The following is an 18,467-nucleotide window of genomic DNA, read 5'->3' as shown; positions in this document are numbered from 1 at the left end:
ATGATTTCTTCAGCAGATCCTGGCAGGCTAATCTTTACGCTTCACGAAAAGGGTCTCCTGTCTCGAAGAGCCTGCAAGCCAATAGCAGACCTCCTCGTATCGCTTTGGATACGGTCCGCATCCATTCGGATACACCGGAAACAGGAAAATCCTTTCAATATTCGAGCTAGGGCTTAATGGCCCGGTCTGTTTTTCCTCAGTAAATATATGCGTCTATGATGGGCCGGTCTAGGGATACAAGGGAAAGACCTTAGTGGCATAGGCCTTGCGCATGGTAGGGCCGAGAGCGGTGGGGTAAAGCCGTATGGTGTCACGATGGCCTCCAAAGCCTACCATAGTGTCCTCTCTGGATTCGTCGGCCCGGTTATCGGCGCCTGTCTATTGCTGGTAACGAGCGAGGCCTTCTCTGACAGCCAGCAGAACATGCCGGTCTACAAGCCTCCGGAGCATGCGACGCCGCGGGCTCGTATCGGCAGGGGACTGCGCGGCACCGAGGGATCCGATCCGGCGGTGACCGCATTAGTCCCCGACCACGTGGGGATAACCGTCAAGCAACATCCCGAGCTGAATTGGTTTCTGTCGAAGCGTACCTCCCTGCCGATTCGGTTCACGCTGATCGACGAGCGGTCAATCCGGGCCTTGGTGGAGAAATCCATTACGCCTCCCGAGAAGGCCGGTGTCCAAGCGATCAAACTGAGCGACATTGACTTCACCCTCCAGCCGAATGTCCAATACCGATGGTACGTCTCGTTAATCAAGGATGCCGATTCACCCTCCCGGGATATCGTAACCGGCGGCATCATCGAACGGTGCGAGTTCAGCGAGTGTCTCGTGTTGGACGCGACCACGACCTGTAACAGAGATGCGGTGGCGGTCAGCGCAAGCAAAGGGTTTTGGTATGACGCGATGGCCTGTCTCTGCGATCTTATCGAAATCAATCCGGATGATAGAGACTTGCGCCGGCAGCGGGCTGGTTTGTTGAAGCAAGTGGGGCTGCATGAAGTGGCCGAATGGGATCTCTCAGCCCCCCATGCTCGGAATTTCTAACGAGTGTTGAAAGAGAGATGCACTTTCGATGGAGGGTGCCATGCGTCCTCCCAGGCTCGTCTTTCTTCTCGGGTTCTTTCTCGTTTGGTTCGAGACCCCTCACCATTTTGAGTGGTTGCCCTCCAGCCATCAGGCAAATGCCGTGGCGGAACTTACTGCGCCGCCGGAGGCGCGCATGCCGATCTACAAACCGCGGAAGGAGAATGCGCCCCGTGCACGCATCGGAGGCAGATCCAGAGGAGCAAAGGCAGATGCGCCTCAATTGATCGCCTTGGTTCCGGATCATATCGCCTTTACCATTAAGAGCGATCCCTCTCTCTGCTGGTATCTCTCTATGAACACCTCCGGGCCGATCACCTTCACCGTGGTCGATTCGCGAGGGATTCGTCCGATCCTGGACAAGTCGCTTCCCTCTCCTATTCGCGCCGGCATTCATTGTATTCGCTTGCGGGAACACGGAATCGATCTGAAGGAGCAGGAACAGTATAGATGGTTCATCACGCTGGTGTGGAATCCGGAAAAGCCGTCCCAAGATCTCGTCGCGGGCGGCATGATCGAGCGAATCCCGTTCGATGAAGCCTGCGCCCTGAATATGCCCTGTACGTGGAATACCTGTGAACTGGAGGCAGTGTATCGCTATGCCGAATCCGGATTGTGGTATGACGCCATTGCCTGCCTGCTTGATCTTATGGAACGGGAGCACGACCGGAGCGCCTTGCAGAAAATCCTGGATCATCTGTTGAGACAAGCCGGCGTCTACTTGCCAAGTTAATCATCGGGTCGTTCTTCGCCGATACAGATTTCTGTAGAACACGCGTTATCCAATTGGATACGCCTCCATCAAATTAGATACAGTAGCGCTTCTTAAACTAGGTAAGGGTGCCATAAGGGCTATGACTAATTTGATCAGAACTGTAGGAATTTCAAGAAGTTTACCGGTGCAGGTATTGAACACGAGCCGATGGCATAGCAGTTGCTCATTCTCACGGCAGAGGATAAGGGTTCTTCCCATCGAGCAATAGTGATCGGCTTGAATGACCTCCAAACAACCGGGAGGTTCATATGGAACTCGTCATATGGGGACTTCTGATTGGAATGGTCGGCATGGTCTGGCTCCTTGTCGCGGCTTCGCTTCAAGGAAATGATTCAGAGGATCTGAGCAAGGATGGGGAAGACCATCCGGCAATGCGGCAGGAAACGGGTCCCATTCAAGGAAAAGAGCGGGGCATGAAGGCCGTCGCATAACCCGCCTCGATTTATAGGCCGGCGGACCTTATTTAACAACCGGGAGGAATGCCATGAATCGCCTTCTATTTATGCGATCCTTCAAGCGACAGCGGATGACGGTGAGTCTACCGGCGGACCTCGTCGAGCGAGTGCGCGACGCCGCCTATTGGACGCCGGGTTCGACGATGGCCGGATTGATCACGCAGGCCCTTGAAGATTTACTCAAACAACGCGAAGTACAGAACGGCCGGCCATTCGCTCCACGGCTTGGAGCGCTGAAGCCTGGGCGGCCCAAGATGGACCGCGATTCCTCCGCCTCTGTATCTGATGAAATACATACTGTATCTTCTCAGATACCAGCCTGAACCGGCCGGGGCGATTCCTTCTCAGACCTCTATCCCAACCCTTTAATTTTCCTGCCTGATGGCCGCCTTTCCAGGCGGCCGCCTTCGGCATTCCAAGCATGCATTTTGCGTTAGGACATTCCGACCCAAGATAGCTTGTGGTATCACCTTCCGCGACCAGAGTGCGAGGTCAGAAGGGCCATGACACATCGGTCCTGCGCCCGGCATCCCGAGAGGGCCGATCTACCCTTGCAAAAACCTGCCAATCTTTTTCGTACACGATTGAAAGGACCTTCCTCGGTGTTGAAGCGCGTTGTGCACCGAGGACAACTGTTCGCGCCGACGCCTGACGAGCGCCGATGAGAAGGGCTCAAAACAGCCTTCCTTGCGCAGGCCATGTGTCACTGCGGCCTGGCACGCCATGGGGCAGCGGGGTCTGAGACCCTAAATGAGGAAGGAGCAGTTAGGAATGAGGAATGGGGAGCGGCCAATGAACAACGTGAAATGCGGAATGCTGAATGATGAATGGAAATTGTAAGGAGAGAAGAGCTGTGGAGAAACAACAACGTAAGAACGTGATCCAGGAGAAGAGTTTTGCCTTTGCAGTGAAGATCGTCAAATTCAGCCGATTCCTTCAAATGGAACAGAAGGAGTCTTCCCTCTCAAAACAACTGCTTCGATCAGGAACTTCTATTGGAACCAATGTTGAAGAGGCTATCGGTGCGCACAGAAAAAAAGAATTCATAGCCAAAATGTCGATTTCCGCGAAGGAGGCCACGGAAACCATGTACTGGCTCAGGATACTCCATGGATCGATGATGATCGATAGTGCCAGTCTCAACGGTCTTGTGAATGAATGCCAGGAAATCCTGACCATTCTTAACAGCATCATCCTCACTGCCCGCTCACGATTAAAGTCAGGCTCTTTGTCTTCTCCTGACATCCATCATTCAGCATGCATCATTCAGAATTCGGAACTACACCGAGCCAAGCGAGGTGCGTCATGGCTTCCCTGACGACAGACTATTCCATTCTGGTGGTGGACGACGATCCGGATATCGTCCTCGGCCTGCAGGATTTTCTCGATCATCATGGGTATCGGGTTAATGTCGCCTACACCTGCGCCGAGGCGCTGACGGCGGCAAGGGGCCGGCATTACGACGCCGTCATCCTGGACTTGAGCCTGCCGGACGGCGACGGATTCGGCGTCCTACGGACGCTGCAAGAGTTGGATCCGCGGCTTCCCGTCATCATCCTGACCGCCTTTACGACCACCGAACGGACAGTAGGCTCATTGAGCGAGGGCGCCTTCGCCTACTTGACCAAGCCGTACAACCGCGACGAATTGATCGCGATCCTGACGCGCGCCGTCGGCGTCCACGAGCTGGCGACCAAAGTGCAGTCTGTCGAGCATGCGCTCAGCGAAAGCGAGGAACGGTTTCGCTCGCTCGTGGGATCGGCGACGGATGCCATCGTATTGGCCGATGAGGATGGCCTCATCGTGTCCTGGAACCAGGCCGCCAGGCGGCTGTTCGGCTATACCGAAGCCGAGGTCCGGGGGAGGCCGCTCACCATCATCATGCCCGAGCGATACCGGGCGGCCCATGAACGGGGGTTTCAGCGAGTTCGAGCCACGGGGCAATCCCGGCTGATCGGGAGCCTGATTGCGGTCGAAGGATTGCGAAAGGACGGAACTGAATTTCCGCTGGAACTCTCACTGGCGACCTGGAAGAGCGGAGGGCAATCGTTCTACAGCGGCATCATTCGGGACATTACCGAGCGGCGGCGCGCGGAAGTGGCCCTCGATCGATTGCGCCGGCAGCATGCGTTGATCTTGACGCAGGCCGGCGAAGGCATCTACGGATTGGACGCCGATGGCAACACGACATTCGTCAATACGGCGGCCGCCGCCTTGCTTGGATATGAGGTGGATGAGCTGCTGGGCCGATCGATGCATCGGATCCTGCATCATACCAAGGCTGACGGCGCCCCCTATCCTATGGAACTCTGTCCTGTTCATGGCGCGATCCATGATGGCCGCGTGCGCCGGGTTACCAACGAGGTGTTCTGGCGAAAGGACGGCACCAGCTTCCCTGTGGAGTATGTGAGCACGCCCATTCGCGAGGATCATCGGGTGATCGGTGTGGTCGTCGTGTTTCGCGATATTTCGGATCGCAAGCGCGCCGAGTCGGCCCTGGAGGAGGCGGAACAGCGCTTTCGCTCCTTGGTCGCCAATATTCCGGGAGCGGTGTACCGCTGCGCCTGTGACGCGGACTGGACAATGCGATATCTCAGCGAGGCCATCCAGGACATCTGCGGTTACCCCGCTTCCGATTTCATCGACAATGTGGTCCGATCCTACGCCAGCATTATTCACAGCGACGATCGCCTTCTGGTCCAGGAGGTCATCGGGAAAGCCATTTTCGGCAGGCAGCCCTATCAATTGGAATACCGCATTGTGACCGCCCAGGACAGGATTCGATGGGTCTATGAAAACGGTCAGGCCATCTTCGGGGAGGATGGCCGGCTGCTGTGGCTCGACGGCGCCATCTTCGATATTACCGACCGCAAGCTCGCGGAGAAATCACTGCAAGAGAGCGAGGCGCGCTATCGAGCGCTTTTCGAAGACAACCCGTCGATGTACTTCATGGTGGACGGGGTGGGCGTTGTCTTGTCCGTGAATCGCTTTGGATCCGAACAGCTCGGATACAAGGTGGAAGAACTGGTCGGCCGGTCGGTCTTCGATATCTTCCATGATGCCGATCGGGCCGCTGTGCGGAGCAGCGTGGAATCCTGCCTCGCTTCGCCCGGCGTGCCCATGAGTTGGGAATTGCGCAAAGTGAGAAAGGACCGCTCGGTGATCTGGGTGCGAGAAACGGCTCAGGCGGTCATGAACGAACGCGGTGAACCGGTGGTGTTGATCGTGTGCGAAGACATCAGCGCGATGAAGGACGCGGAGCGGGCCGCTCGTGAAAGCGAGGATTTCACGAATCAAATTCTCCGGAGCAGCGCCGATTGTATCAAGGTGCTTGACCTCGAGGATCGCATTCAATTCATGAACCAGGCCGGGGCGGCGCTGATGGGAATCACGGATCCTTCTGCGCTGACAAACCGGCTCTGGACGGATTTCTGGGAAGAAGAAGATCGGGCGGCCGCGTTTGCCGCGATTGCGGCGGCGAAAGCCGGAGAGACCGGGAAGTTCGTCGGCTGCTGTCCGATCGCCGGCGGCCAGCGGAAATGGTGGGACGTGCAGATCACACCTATGTATGACGCGCAACATACGCTGCGGCGGCTGCTGGTCACGTCGCGGGATATCACCGAGTACCGGCGAGTCCAGGAAGCGCTGCGCATCAGCGAGGAGCGGCTGGAGCACGTCATCCACGGGTCGAACGACGGGTTCTGGGACGGTCGCATGCCGCCGAACGAGCCGTGGTATTCCCCGAGTACGCCGATCTGGTATTCGCCCCGCGTACGGGAAATGCTCGGCGTGAGCGAAGCTGAGTTCCCGGATATGCTGGAAAGTTGGATCGCCCGGCTGCATCCCGAAGACAAAGAGCAAACGTTTGCAGCTCTCGAAGCGCATATCGAACGCCGCATTCCGTACGATCACGAATACCGGTTGCTCACTAAGCAGGGAGAATACCGGTGGTTCCGCGCGCGGGGACAAGGCGTCTGGGACGAGGCGGGGCGGCTGATTCGCATGGCCGGGTCCCTGCAATGCATCACGGACCGCAAACGCTTTGAGGAAGCGCTCCGGCAGAGCGAGGAGCTGCTCCGGTCCATCATCAACAATTCCACGGCGGTCGTCTACGCCAAAGATGCGGACGGCCGATATCTGCTGGTCAACTCCCGTTTCGAGCAACTGTTTTCAATCCCGCTCGACCAGTTGCGAGGGAAGACGGATCACGACATCTTTCCGAAGGAATTTGCCGACGCCTTCCGCGCCAATGACCTTCTTGTGCTCAAGACAGGCCAGCCGTGTGAGTATGAAGAAGTCGCTCCCCACCCGGACGGTCTCCACGCCTACATTTCCGTGAAGGTGCCGCTCGTGGATCCGCAGGGACGAGTCTATGCGTCGTGCGGAATTTCGACCGACATTACCGAACGTAAGCGCGCGGAAGAGCAGCTCCGTATGAGCGAAGAGCGACTGCGCATGGCCCTCTCGGCATCGCATGTGGGTATCTGGGACTGGGACATCCGCACCGGGCGCATGTACTGGTCCGCTGGAGTGGAGGCCCTATGCGGGCTGGCCACCGGCTCATTTGCCGGCACATACGCGGCCTACATCGAGCTGGTGTACCTGGAAGATCGCGGGTCGTTGCTTGCTTCGGTCCAACGAGCATTGACCGGCCAGGCCGCCATAGAGGCTACGCACCGCGTGATGTGGCCCGATGGGACGCTACACTGGCTGGCTTGGGCGGGACGGATTTACCGCGATAGCGAAAATCGCGCCGTGCGCGTGTTAGGTACGGTGAGCGACGTGACAGGACGGGATGTTCACAACCTATGAATGAGGGAAAGGCCTCATACAGACATATCGGATTATCGGGAGATCAGCGCGAGTGACGCGTTCAGCGAGGGGAACCTCAATCGGAGGGGTACGCCGGAGCGTGATGCTCTGGCTTTGTCTGCTGAGCGCGCTGGTTCTCCACCAATCACTGTTCCGTCCGCTTCCCGCCGACGCGACGGAAGTCGCCATTCTCAAATCCTCCGACATCGCGGCCTATAACCAGGCCATCGCCGGCTTCAAAGCGGCGCTACCCGGCAACCTAACCCTGACAGAATACGACCTCCAAGGCGATCTGGAAAAAGGCCGCAAACTGGCTCGAAAAATCCGGGCCTCCGATCCCGCCCTTGTCCTGGCGGTGGGGCTCAAGGCGGCCAAGGCGGCGCAATTGGAGATCGTCGATATCCCGATTGTCTATGTCATGGTGCTGGACCCGGCGAAGTACGGATTGTCGACGCCAAACATGACGGGCGTCTTACTGGAAGTGCCGGTGGAGCGCCAGCTGGCCACCATTAAGATGCTGCTGCCTCGCGTGAAGCATATCGGCACGCTCTACGACCCGGCAAAGACCGCCGCGGTGATCGAAGATGCGCAGCGTCTGATGAAGCACGCCAACAATGCCGACCTGTATGCGACCCCCGTGTCGACCGAGAAGGAAGTACCGGCCGCGCTCCAGCGGCTATTGGGATCCATCGGCGCGTTGTGGTTAATCCCGGATTCGACGGTCCTGAACGATGAGTCACTGCGGTTCATTCTGAACAGCGCTCTGGAAGCTCATGTGCCGGTCATCGGATTCTCACGCGAATTCGCGAAGACCGGCGCCCTTCTGTGCCTGTCGGTCAATTATCAGGACATCGGCCGGCAAGCCGGTCAATTGACGCGAAAACTTTTGGATGGACGCGCGAGCTTGCCGCTCGCCCCCATTTCCCCGGATCGGATCGAAATGACCTTGAACCTCAAGACGGCTAAGTTCCTCGGCATCGACATTCCAAAAGAAATGGAAACGCGAGCCGATGAACTTTATTAATCGCGAGGCGCTCCCATGGATCAGCAGAGCGACAACCTGAAGATACCGCATCCTCCGACCGTCGGGGCCGGGCGATTCATCGGTCTGAGGACGAAATTTGTCGTCTTCTTCAGCCTGATCATCGTTCTCACTTGCTCCGCCTTGAGCTGGTATTTCATCCAGAACAAGCGGGTCGCCATGGCGGACCGGGTAAAGGATTTGGGGGCTGTTCTGGTCAAGAACCTTGCCCACAATGTCCGCTATGGCATTATCATCGAGGAGCGGACGATGCTGGACCAGTTCATCACCGGGGTGATGGAAGCCGATGAAGTGGTCTATGTCATTATCTCGGGCAGCGACGGCCAAGTGCTCGCCGCACGGAGCAAAGGAAAGCTGGAAAGCACGCTCACGCAGACACGTTCCGCCGATAAACCCTTCTACCCCCGTCCTGAAATCGCGGAAACCCTCGTGAAGCAGCCTCGCGCCGACCCGCTGGTCACGCATTTGCGCCTCAGTGGCATCGGCTCGATCATCATTCCGCCGCACGAATCCGGATTCCCGCTGTTCAGTGGGCGGGGCTCGGACGAGACCTTTTACGATTTTGCGCTTCCCGTCATGAGGCGTGAGACGACCCAAAGCGAGGCGTTGCCGCTCCAGGGAGAAGATCTGCTCCGGCCTCAGCCGACCCCGCAGTCCAAAGTCTACGGTGTCGTGCAGGTCGGACTCACCGAGTCGGTGATGCAGCGGGAGCTGGCGAGGATCATCGGCAATTTCGTGTTGCTTGCACTCGGGATCGCGCTGGCCGGCATCCTGGGAACGGTGTTCCTGGCCAGGATGATCATCACGCCGTTACGCCATCTCGCTGCCGGCGCGAGAAAAGTCGCGGAAGGGGATTTCTCGACGTTCGTCACGCCGACGACGCGGGATGAAGTAGGGCAACTGACGGGGATGTTCAATCTCATGACCAAATCAATTCAGGAGCGGAATCAGGCGATTTCCGGAAATTTGGAAATTATTCGCCGGCAAGTCACCCAATTGACGACGTTGAATCAAACCAGTGCCGCGATCACCTCGACGCTCGACCAGGACCGACTGATGAGCATGGTGCTGCAACTCCTGAGCGATAACCTTGGGTTCACACGCATGGTTTTGTTCTTGTTGGACAGTGAACGCGGCGTTGCCGTGCTCGGCCAGGTCGCCGGAGTTCCCGTCGAGGTCGAACGGGCGGCCCGGGAGCTGGTCATTCCGGTCCGGGACGACGGCGGGCTTGCCGCGGAAATGTTGATCCATGGCAAACCAGTACTCATTTCTGATCTCGAGTCGGTGGCGCATAGAATTTCTCCTGCCGTTCTGCCTCTGGTTCGGAAGGTGGGACTACTCTCCTTCGTGGGCGTGCCGCTGCGCAGCCAGCAACGGATCCTGGGGTACATGGGTGCGGACCGAGGAACACAACTTTGCAATCAGGAAGACCTTGACCTCTTGATGACGGTCGCCAGCCACGTGGCGGTGGCGATCGACAATGCCAGGGCCTATAGCGAACTGGAAAGCCTGACCCAGAGTTTGGAGAGCCGTGTCGAGGAACGCACAGAGGAATTGCAAAGCGCCAATGAACGCCTGCAGGAGCATGACCGGCGCCGGTCAAAATTCGTATCGGTTGCGTCTCATGAGTTGCGCACGCCGATGACGTCCATCAAAGGGTTCGTCGAAAACATGCTCGACGGCCTCACCGGACAGTTGACGGACCGCCAGCAACACTACCTGCAGCGGGTGAAGCACAATATCGAGCGGCTGACACGGATCATCAACCAGCTGCTGGATTGGTCCCGCATCGACGTGGGACGTATTGAACTGAAGCCCGAGCCTCTCGCCATTTGCGAGTTCGTCGGTGATGTGGTGGAGAGCTTTCAGACCATGGCGGCGGAAAAATCCATCACGCTTCACATCGCCGCATGCGAGGAATTCCCGCTGGTTCAGGCCGATCGCGATAAATTGGAGCAGGTTCTATGGAACCTGCTCGGCAATGCGGTGAAGTTCACGCCGCCAGGAGGCCGGGTCTCCGTAGAGTTTCTCCTGAAAGAAGGATTCGTGCAGATCGGCATCATCGACTCAGGCTGCGGCATCGCGGCCCATGAAGTGCCAAAAGTATTCAATGAGTTTTCCAAAGTCGAGTCCTCGCTGCCTTCGTCTCAAGGCGCGCAGCTGGGGTTATTCATTACAAAGAGCCTGGTCAGGCTTCATGGAGGAGACATATGGGTGGAAAGCCAGTTGAATGTGGGAAGCCGTTTCTATTTCACCATTCCCTGTTCCGGCGCGCCGGCGCCGGGGCAAGGTCGCTGAGCGGGATCTCATCCATGCGTCTCGTGAGGCTAAGGGTCGGCATGGCGGCGCTCGTGCTGGGATGCTTATTGCCTCCCGCGTCCGCCTCTGCGACTGGGTTTCGCATCCTGGATCAAAGCGCGTCGGCGGTGGGGCAAAGTGGAGCCTTCACGGCGCAGGCCGACGACCCATCGGCATTATTTTATAATCCGGCGGGGATGACGCAGTTGCGAGGAGTTCAGTTCTCCGCCGGTACCATCCTGGCAGGCGGTCACACGTCGTTCGACAGCCAGACCGGCGCGACCGCTCGGGGTGATTTCGGCGGGAGTGTGGCGTTCCCGCCGCCCATCAATTTTTATGCGACGGCGAATTTGAAGGACGTGGGACTTGCCGGGCTTTCCGGCGTCACGGCCGGTATCGGCGTGCTCTCCCCCTTCGGTATCCTGTATCGATATGCCAACGAAGCCCCCTTTTCAACCGCCGTGACCCGTCAGACCCTTCCCTTGCTCGATATCAAACCCACGCTGGCTTATCGGTTCAACGATCAGCTGTCGGTGGGGGTGGGAGCGGATATTTATACGTTTGCCAGTTTCTGGGGTGCCGGACAAGGAGTGACGAAACTCAACAATGCCGGGTTGCCGGGGATTCCGGCCGGCGCTCCATTGGAAATCAATGGGGGCGATACCGCCGCGGGATTTAATGCGAGCCTGATGTATACGCCGTTTCGCAACAGCGACGGCAAGCCGCTCGTGAATATTGGATTCGTGTATCGCAGTCAGGCGACGTTGCATTTGAATGGAAATTTCCTCGCGAATGGAGGATTGATTGCCGATGCCTCCACCACGCTCGTGCTGCCGCAGGTCTTTACGGGCGGAGTCGCAGTCTGGCCGGTGCGTGATCCGGACCATGAATGGAAGCTCGAACTGGACGTGGACTATACAGGCTGGAAATCGCTCCGCAACACGGATGTGCATCTCTCCAACGGCACGACCATCGCCTTTCCACAGAATTGGCGCAGCACCTATACGGTCATGATAGGAACGGAATACAAATGGCTCCGGCCGGAGCGGTTACCTCATTGGGAAGTCGCGCTGCGTGGGGGCTATTGGCATTCGCAGAGTGCCGTTCCAGACACTTCCTTTTCCCCGACCGTCCCGGACGCCGACAACCATTCGATTTCAGTGGGATTGGGCCTGCTATGCAAAGAGCAGGGCCGTTTTCTCGGCCTGCTTGCCTGTGAGGGGTCAAGCATCGGGCCGATTCGTTCCCGCGCGATCGGGCTTGATCTGGCTTTTCAGACGTTGTTGTACGAAACGCGGACCGTGGCCGGCAACCAGAATCCCGTGGCGATCCCGGGCGTGATCAATGGGACATACCAGACGGCGTGGTATGTGGGGGCCGTCAATCTTCGGGTGAATTTTTAGGTCCATTGCGGGAAGGCCGCCATGAAAAGTGACGTAGCGTTCGGGTTGATCGTCAGGCTGTTACTATAATAGCCGCTGAATAAGCGGTATCGTTGCGGCGGAAAGAGAGGGGTGGAGAGGTGACTAAGCGACCACTGCTGGTGGTGCTGGCCCACGGGATTTTTGGATGGGGGACCCAGGCCACCGGACGCGATATGCGACTGGATTACTATACCGGGCTCAGGCCGTTCCTTGAACGTCAGTATGGGAATAGGGATGATCTCACCCTCACGATTATTGCCCCGCAGGTGCCCGTCTCGGAAAGTGCCGCGGTCCGCGGCCGGCGTCTCCTGAATGCCATCAGGACACAATTGGAGACGATGCCTTCGGCAACCCGCGTGCATCTCATCGCTCACAGCATGGGCGGCTTGGACGGCCGTTGGGTAATCGCCGAAGGGAGCCTCACCGATCGAATCGATTCGCTGACCACGATCGCCACGCCGCATCGCGGAACGTCGCTGGGCGATATCGCCTATGCCCTGCGTGGTGTGATTCCGTCCGTGGCCGACGGGTTGTATCAGCTCGACCATGCGATCCAAGAGATCGACAACAAATTCCACGACTTCTTCGGTTGGTTTGCCGGCCCTCGCATCCGTATTACGCGCGATCATTTTGAGTGCATCCGCCATTTGTTAGGCAATCTGGTCGAACATACTTCACGCGCTGAGCTCAAACGAGGACTCCATGACCTCACGTTACAGGGAGTGCAAGGTTTCAACGACGGCCTTGCAGCGGCGGAGCAGCAGACGCGGTCCGGCGCTGGACGTCATATTAGGTATGTGGCATATGGAGGGGCGCTGCCGTCAGGCTCCGTATCCCTGTTGAAGCCGTCTTCCGATCTCATCCGCGTTTTCGGAACTCCGGCCGAGAAAGCAGGCAATAATGACGGAGCGGTCTCCGACTGGTCTTCGCATTTTCCATGGGATGATGAGGGACGCGACTATGCGGAAACCATCCCGTACGATCATTTCGGGCAGATCAATTGGCGCATTCCCGACTATAGCTGGAATGACGACTTGGAACCGGGGCTTGGCGCGATCTATCAGAGGATCATGGATCGTATTGTAAGCATCAGGACGTAATACGCCGACCCCCTATGGCCGCTATGACCGACAACGAGCATAACAGCATCGCGGAGCTGTTCTCGAAACATCACCGGATTCTCGAAAAGGGGATGATGGAATTTCGGCCGTTCGGGGTAGATGCCGAAGGACGGAAGATCCGAGATGCGAGCGGTGTCACGGTTCTGGCCAATGTGGAATATCTCGAAGACCTCGTGGGGGAGGCGCGTGGGCCGGAGGCGGGCCGGGAAGCAGTGGCGGAACTCTGCAGACGATTGAATGAACGCATCGGCGATCGCGCCTATCATGTGACACCCGACTTCCTCAGGAACGTGTGGAACAGCTATTCATATGAGTTTGTGTGCTACCTCGGGGAATTCTGCGTCGATATCTCGGGCGACCGTGATTTTCAGTTCCACGTCGGCGAGCGAAAACTCATTTCACCGATCATTCAAACCCTGGGCCGTCCCTTCTCGGTAGCGCAGATTTATCGGATGTTCCCTCATTTCGGTCAGAAGTATGCGAAAGGGTCCATTCTCTTTTCGACTGGAGCCATTACCGACCGGTCCGCGGTCCTTCGAATGCAGTACAGCGATCATGTGTATCGACAATTCGGGCGTTACCGAAAGGCCTGCGCCTATTTGATCTGCCAATCTTCTAAAGCGGCGCTGGGCGCCTTTCCTCACCTGATCCACTCGCTCAGGCCGGCCATCATCACTGATCGCGCGTGCGTCTCCGAAGGGGATGACTGTTGCGAGTGGGAATTCACATGGACTCCGCAGGAACCGAGTTCGTTGCCCGGGATTCTGATCGGAGCCGCCTTGTCCGGGGTAATCTTCACCTACCTTCGCCTCCGCCATCCCGGCTTGGCTTTTCCCGAAGCCGGTTTTCTTTCGCTCTTTCCAGGGATTGCCTGCTGGTTGGCAAGTCAGGCGCGCATCCTTCGCGGGAAGGTCGGCGCGACCACGGCGGTGCTGCAGGAGCAGATCGCGTTGGCGGACAACAGGCATGAAGAACTACGAGAGGCATACCTTGAGCAGGAACAGGTCGCCGTCGATCTGAAGCATAAAGTCAGCCAGTTGACCCTGCTCCATCAGACCAGTGTGATGGTCAGTTCGACGCTGGAACGAGAAACGTTGATTGAGCAGGCGCTGCGTTCGATTAAAGACAATCTCCATTTCGATCGCGTGATGATTTCGTTTTACGATAGTGTGCGAGGGGTCGCCCATGATACCCGCATGGTCGGCGTGCCGGATGAAGTGGCTTCGTTCGCCCGGTCGCTGGTGACGCCGGTCAGTGATCCGGCCGGTATCGAAGCGCAATTATTCGTGCAAGGGGTCCCGATTCTGATCGCGGATATCGACGAGGTGCGGTCCCGCCTGCATCCCTTGACGCAGCAATTGGCGACGCTCAGCCGGGCCCGAACGCTCCTCGCCGTACCGCTGAAGGTAAAGGACCGCATCATCGGGTCGCTGACGGTGGACCGGCTGCAGGAGCGCTCCCTCAATGAGGAAGATCTGGAAGTGATGGTGACGGTCGCGAACCATCTGGCCGTGGCGTTGGATCATGCGGCGGCCTACCGCCAGATTGAGGAACTCAATATCGGCTTGGAAGCCAAGATCAAGGAACGCACCGTGGCGTTGGAAGAAGTGAACCAGGAGCTTCTGGGTGCCAATAGCAGGCTACAGGAACTGGATCAATTGAAGTCGTTTTTCGTTTCCACAGTCTCGCATGAGCTGCGGACCCCCATGACATCGATCAAGGGCTATGTCGAGAATATGCTCGAAGGCATAGCCGGAGAATTGACGGAGAAGCAGGCTGCCTATTTGGCGCGCATCAAATACAACATGGAGCGGCTGACGCGGATGATCAACGATCTCTTGGATTTATCGCGCATCGAGGCCAAGCGGGCGGGACTGAAAGTCTCGTCGTTATCCGTTGGGGAATTGGTCCTGGATGTCGTGGATAGCCTCGAGCAACTGGCTCAGGACAAACGGATTACTGTTCACGTCCAACACCATCGTCCTCTTCCAGACATCAAGGGCGATCGTGACAAATTGAACCAGGTGTTGATCAACTTGGTTCATAATGCAATCAAATTTACGCCGGCCGGAGGACGGGTTTCGATCTCGACGGATGTCTCTCAAGCCGGCGCCGTGCAGATTTGCGTGGCCGACACCGGATGCGGCATCCCGTCTCATCAGATCCAGCGGGTGTTTGAGAAATTCTACCATGCGGATTCCGCTCCGACCGATGCTCGGGGGGCGGGACTGGGTCTCGCCATCGTGAAGAGTCTCTTGGAATTGCACGGCGGCACAATCTGTGTGGAGAGCACGCTCGGTTCGGGTTGCCGTTTTCAAGTCACGCTTCCTTGCGATGCCGGTGACCATTCCCCCCGGCCCTAATGTCCTGCAGCACCGGTGTATCCGGAGGCTTTCCAGATGTATCTCTTGATGCCCCGGTGTATCTGATTCGATAACGGCGCTATATCCATTTCGATACGGTCCATTCGGCCCTAGTCCGGCATTCTCAAGCCCAGGCCGAAATCAATCGTAATTACCCCCTCTTGCGAAAGCCGGCGCACAAGTCCGCGATCGATCGCGCACGGCACGTCTATTGCGCTATCCCATCGAAGAACTTTGATCTTGTGAGGTTGTATGCCTACACCGATCTTGATCGTCGACGACGACCCCGACATCCGAGAGTCCCTGGGGGACATGCTGGCCCATGAAGGGTACCGGGTTCAGACGGTCCCCGACGGCACGGAGGCCCTGCAATGCGTGAAGCGCGAGCGCTATAGCGCAGCCCTCTTGGACATTCAACTGCCTGATCTTGACGGACTCTCAGTCCTGAAGGTCATGATGGAGTTGGACCCCAATCTACCGATCATCATCCTGACCGGCCACGCCAACGCCGAGAATACCATCGGTTCGCTCGTTAAGGGGGCGTTCGCCTATCTCACCAAGCCCTATAACAAGCAGGAACTCACGGCCATCCTGCGCCGGGCCGTCTCCGTGAAAGGGCTGGTCGTCCGTGCCGAACATGTCGAACAAGCCTTGTTGGCCAGTGAACAGCGATTCCGAGCCCTGGTCGAATCCGCCAGCGACGCGATCGTCTTATCTGACCAGGGGGGACACATTATCTGGTGGAATGCGGCGGCCGAACGTCTCTTTGCCTATCCGCAGCATGAGGCCTTGGGCCGGTCGCTCAGCATGCTGATGCCAGAGCGGTTCCGCGCGGCCCATGAGGCGGGGCTGGGCCGGCTCGCTCAGGGAGGCGAGCCGCGGATGATCGGGAAAGCGATCGAAATGGTGGGTTTAAAAAAGGAGGGGACTGAGTTTCCCCTGGAATTGTCGCTGGCCCGCTGGACCACCAAGGAAGGGACCTTCTTCAGCGGCATCATACGGGACATCACGGAGCGGAAGCGGGCGGAAGAAGCGGTTGCCCGTCTCAGTCACTACAATCAGCTCATTCTCAATTCAGCCGGCGAAGGCATTTTTGGCTTGGACCTGGAGGGTCGTGTGACATTTATTAATCCGACGGGCGCACAACTGCTCGGGTGGGAGCCGTCGCAGCTCATCGGACGAGTCATGCATACGGTTCTGTATCATTCGATGGCCGAGGAAAGCGTCCCGACCAAGGATACGAGTCCGGTCTATTCCGCCATCAGAGACGGCGCCACCCACCGTATTCAGAACGAGGCCTTTTCGCGGAAGGACGGCACGACATTTCCCGCCGAATATGTTACGAGCGGGATTCGAGAGCAGGGCCGGCTGGTGGGCGCCGTGGTGGTGTTCAAGGATATCGCCTGGCGAAAACGAATGGATGCGCTCCAGCAGGCTCAGCTCACGGTCAGCCATATTCTTGCCGAAGCCAGAAGCCTGCAAGCCGCCATGCCGTCGCTCCTCAAGGCCTGTTCCGAACTGGGACAGTGGGACGTGGCGCTCTACTGGCGGATGGATACCGGTATGAATGTTCTCCGCTGCGAATCGGTTTGGCACAAGCCGTGGTCCCAGGACGAAGAATTCTGCGCCGTCAGTCGCGGCGCCGCCTTTCCACCCGGCGTTGATCTTCCCGGCCGAGCCTGGCTCGGCCGGGAACCGGTCTGGATGCCGGACGTTGGGAATGATGCCGGGTTTACCAGGAGTCCGACTGCAGCCCGGGTCGGGTTGCATGGAGCCGCCGCATTTCCCATTCGCAGCGGGGATGACATATGCGGGGTGATCGAGGTGCTCAGCCATGAACATCGTCCATCCGACCGCCGTGTGCTCCATACCATGGCCGATATCGGCATGAAGATCGGCCAGTTTATCGAGCGCGAGTCCTCGGACCGAGCGCTGCGCGACGCCCATGAAGAAACCCAACGTATTTTAGGCAGTCTGCCTGGCGCCATTTTTCTGTGCGGGGAGGGACATGTCGTTCAGTACGCCAATGAACTGGCCGCCACGTATTTTGGAACGCCGGACACGCCGCTGCTTGGTCGATCGCTTATGGCGTGCCTGCCCTTATCCTCTTCCGCGAAGGACCGCTTGACGCAGGATTTCGTCGAGGTTCTGCTGTCCGGGCAACGTCCGCCGCTCGATCGGGAGTTCGAAGGAGGGAAACGTGTCTTCCGATACCGCCTGTTTCCGGTTTCAATGGACCGTCAAGCTCCCCGTTACGAAGTCGGCATCGTGCTCTGGGACATCACGGAGGAGAAGCACTTTCAGGAGCAACTGATGCAGACCGACAAGCTCGCGAGCCTCGGCACCATGGTTTCCGGGATGGCTCATGAGATCAATAACCCCGCTCAAGCCATCCTCAGCATGGCCGAGCTGATTCAGGAGGAGGAGGATCCGCAGCAGATCAAGCAGTTTGCGGCGGACATCGTGGACTATGCGCGGCATGTCTCCAATGTGGTGCGTGATTTCGCCAGCTATGCAAGAGCAGCCGGACGAGACGGCCAGACGGAATTGGATGTCACCGATCGATTGACGGAGGCGGTCAAAATGGTCCGGCGCGGTCCGCACTTCGGTTACGTGGCGGTGGTCACCGATTTTATGGGACCCGCCATCATGCGGGCCCGCAGGGCGGAGATCGATCAGGTCTTTGTGAACCTGATCAGCAATGCGGCTCAAGCCATGAACGGGCGAGGGGAATTGAGGCTTTCGACCGCGGTTGAAGGCGGGACCCTCGTCGTTTCGATCGGCGATACGGGATGCGGAATTCCCAAGTCGATTCAGGCTAAAATCTTCGATCCATTCTTTACCACGAAGGAGCCGGGCAAAGGGACCGGACTCGGCCTGAGCATCGTTCATAGAATCGTGACCAAGTATGGAGGCACGATTGCGCTTGAGAGCGAGGATGGAAAGGGTACGGTCTTTCGCATTCGGTTTCCGTTGGCCGATGTTGCGTAAAGTTACAAGCCCTGTCCATATTGGATGTCGACCGCGAGCGTTCGGCCGCCGGAAGAAGCCAGGAGAGCCGGTCGATGCCAAACGGGCGGCGAGCGTAGGA

General features: G+C 57.9%; 12 protein-coding genes. All 12 read left to right on the top strand.

Features of this window, described 5'->3' with window-relative positions; translation table 11 throughout:
* Positions 1 to 315: 315 nt before the first annotated feature.
* The 12 genes from ACWGXE_RS19720 (at position 316) to ACWGXE_RS19665 (ending at position 18,367) form a co-directional block, all read left to right on the top strand.
* Positions 316 to 1,047, top strand: a complete 732-nt coding sequence (locus ACWGXE_RS19720) for a DUF928 domain-containing protein (RefSeq protein ID WP_447599792.1) — start codon at positions 316 to 318, stop codon at positions 1,045 to 1,047.
* A 40-nt stretch (positions 1,048 to 1,087) separates the two neighbouring features.
* On the top strand, positions 1,088 to 1,819 hold the full coding sequence (locus ACWGXE_RS19715) for a DUF928 domain-containing protein (protein WP_447599791.1): 732 nt from the start codon (positions 1,088 to 1,090) through the stop codon (positions 1,817 to 1,819).
* Positions 1,820 to 2,109: 290 nt separating this feature from the next.
* Positions 2,110 to 2,292 carry a hypothetical protein gene (locus tag ACWGXE_RS19710; protein ID WP_447599790.1) on the top strand — a complete coding sequence of 61 codons (183 nt, stop codon included), beginning with the start codon at positions 2,110 to 2,112 and terminating at the stop codon, positions 2,290 to 2,292.
* Between the two features lie 53 nt (positions 2,293 to 2,345).
* On the top strand, positions 2,346 to 2,639 hold the full coding sequence (locus ACWGXE_RS19705) for a hypothetical protein (protein ID WP_447599789.1): 294 nt from the start codon (positions 2,346 to 2,348) through the stop codon (positions 2,637 to 2,639).
* Between the two features lie 530 nt (positions 2,640 to 3,169).
* Positions 3,170 to 3,634, top strand: coding sequence for a four helix bundle protein (locus ACWGXE_RS19700; protein WP_447599788.1), 465 nt, complete (start codon positions 3,170 to 3,172; stop codon positions 3,632 to 3,634).
* A complete protein-coding gene (locus ACWGXE_RS19695) occupies positions 3,622 to 7,128 on the top strand; it encodes a PAS domain S-box protein (RefSeq protein ID WP_447599787.1) in 3,507 nt (1,168 codons plus the stop codon). The genes ACWGXE_RS19700 and ACWGXE_RS19695 overlap by 13 nt, the downstream gene beginning before the upstream one ends.
* Positions 7,129 to 7,231: 103 nt before the next feature.
* On the top strand, positions 7,232 to 8,152 hold the full coding sequence (locus tag ACWGXE_RS19690) for an ABC transporter substrate-binding protein (RefSeq protein WP_447603812.1): 921 nt from the start codon (positions 7,232 to 7,234) through the stop codon (positions 8,150 to 8,152).
* Positions 8,153 to 8,167: 15 nt separating this feature from the next.
* Entirely contained in the window at positions 8,168 to 10,468 is a 2,301-nt protein-coding gene (locus ACWGXE_RS19685; protein WP_447599786.1) for an ATP-binding protein, read from the top strand.
* Positions 10,381 to 11,871, top strand: coding sequence for an OmpP1/FadL family transporter (locus tag ACWGXE_RS19680; RefSeq protein ID WP_447599785.1), 1,491 nt, complete (start codon positions 10,381 to 10,383; stop codon positions 11,869 to 11,871). Before ACWGXE_RS19685 ends, ACWGXE_RS19680 begins: the two co-directional genes overlap by 88 nt.
* Before the next feature lie 119 nt (positions 11,872 to 11,990).
* Entirely contained in the window at positions 11,991 to 12,992 is a 1,002-nt protein-coding gene (locus ACWGXE_RS19675; protein WP_447599784.1) for a PGAP1-like alpha/beta domain-containing protein, read from the top strand.
* 14 nt (positions 12,993 to 13,006) lie between these two features.
* Positions 13,007 to 15,376 (top strand): sensor histidine kinase, encoded by a 2,370-nt coding sequence (locus ACWGXE_RS19670; protein ID WP_447599783.1) that lies wholly within the window; start codon positions 13,007 to 13,009, stop codon positions 15,374 to 15,376.
* 252 nt (positions 15,377 to 15,628) lie between these two features.
* Positions 15,629 to 18,367 (top strand): PAS domain S-box protein, encoded by a 2,739-nt coding sequence (locus ACWGXE_RS19665; RefSeq protein WP_447599782.1) that lies wholly within the window; start codon positions 15,629 to 15,631, stop codon positions 18,365 to 18,367.
* Positions 18,368 to 18,467 lie beyond the last annotated feature (100 nt).

It is taken from the genome of Nitrospira sp. Nam80, assembly GCF_965152575.1.
The sequence above is the reverse complement of the archived record's forward strand: the minus strand, read 5'-3'. Positions and strand labels throughout refer to the sequence as shown.

What these genes read in the sequence shown, in the direction of transcription:
- ACWGXE_RS19720 (WP_447599792.1), top strand. Translation starts at nt 316, where the DNA reads ATGGCCTCCAAAGCCTACCATAGTGTCCTCTCTGGATTCGTCGGCCCG.
- ACWGXE_RS19705 (WP_447599789.1), top strand. Translation starts at nt 2,346, where the DNA reads ATGAATCGCCTTCTATTTATGCGATCCTTCAAGCGACAGCGGATGACG.
- ACWGXE_RS19695 (WP_447599787.1), top strand. Translation starts at nt 3,622, where the DNA reads ATGGCTTCCCTGACGACAGACTATTCCATTCTGGTGGTGGACGACGAT.
- ACWGXE_RS19710 (WP_447599790.1), top strand. Translation starts at nt 2,110, where the DNA reads ATGGAACTCGTCATATGGGGACTTCTGATTGGAATGGTCGGCATGGTC.
- ACWGXE_RS19690 (WP_447603812.1), top strand. Translation starts at nt 7,232, where the DNA reads ATGCTCTGGCTTTGTCTGCTGAGCGCGCTGGTTCTCCACCAATCACTG.
- ACWGXE_RS19670 (WP_447599783.1), top strand. Translation starts at nt 13,007, where the DNA reads ATGGCCGCTATGACCGACAACGAGCATAACAGCATCGCGGAGCTGTTC.
- ACWGXE_RS19685 (WP_447599786.1), top strand. Translation starts at nt 8,168, where the DNA reads ATGGATCAGCAGAGCGACAACCTGAAGATACCGCATCCTCCGACCGTC.
- ACWGXE_RS19715 (WP_447599791.1), top strand. Translation starts at nt 1,088, where the DNA reads ATGCGTCCTCCCAGGCTCGTCTTTCTTCTCGGGTTCTTTCTCGTTTGG.
- ACWGXE_RS19680 (WP_447599785.1), top strand. Translation starts at nt 10,381, where the DNA reads ATGGGTGGAAAGCCAGTTGAATGTGGGAAGCCGTTTCTATTTCACCAT.
- ACWGXE_RS19665 (WP_447599782.1), top strand. Translation starts at nt 15,629, where the DNA reads ATGCCTACACCGATCTTGATCGTCGACGACGACCCCGACATCCGAGAG.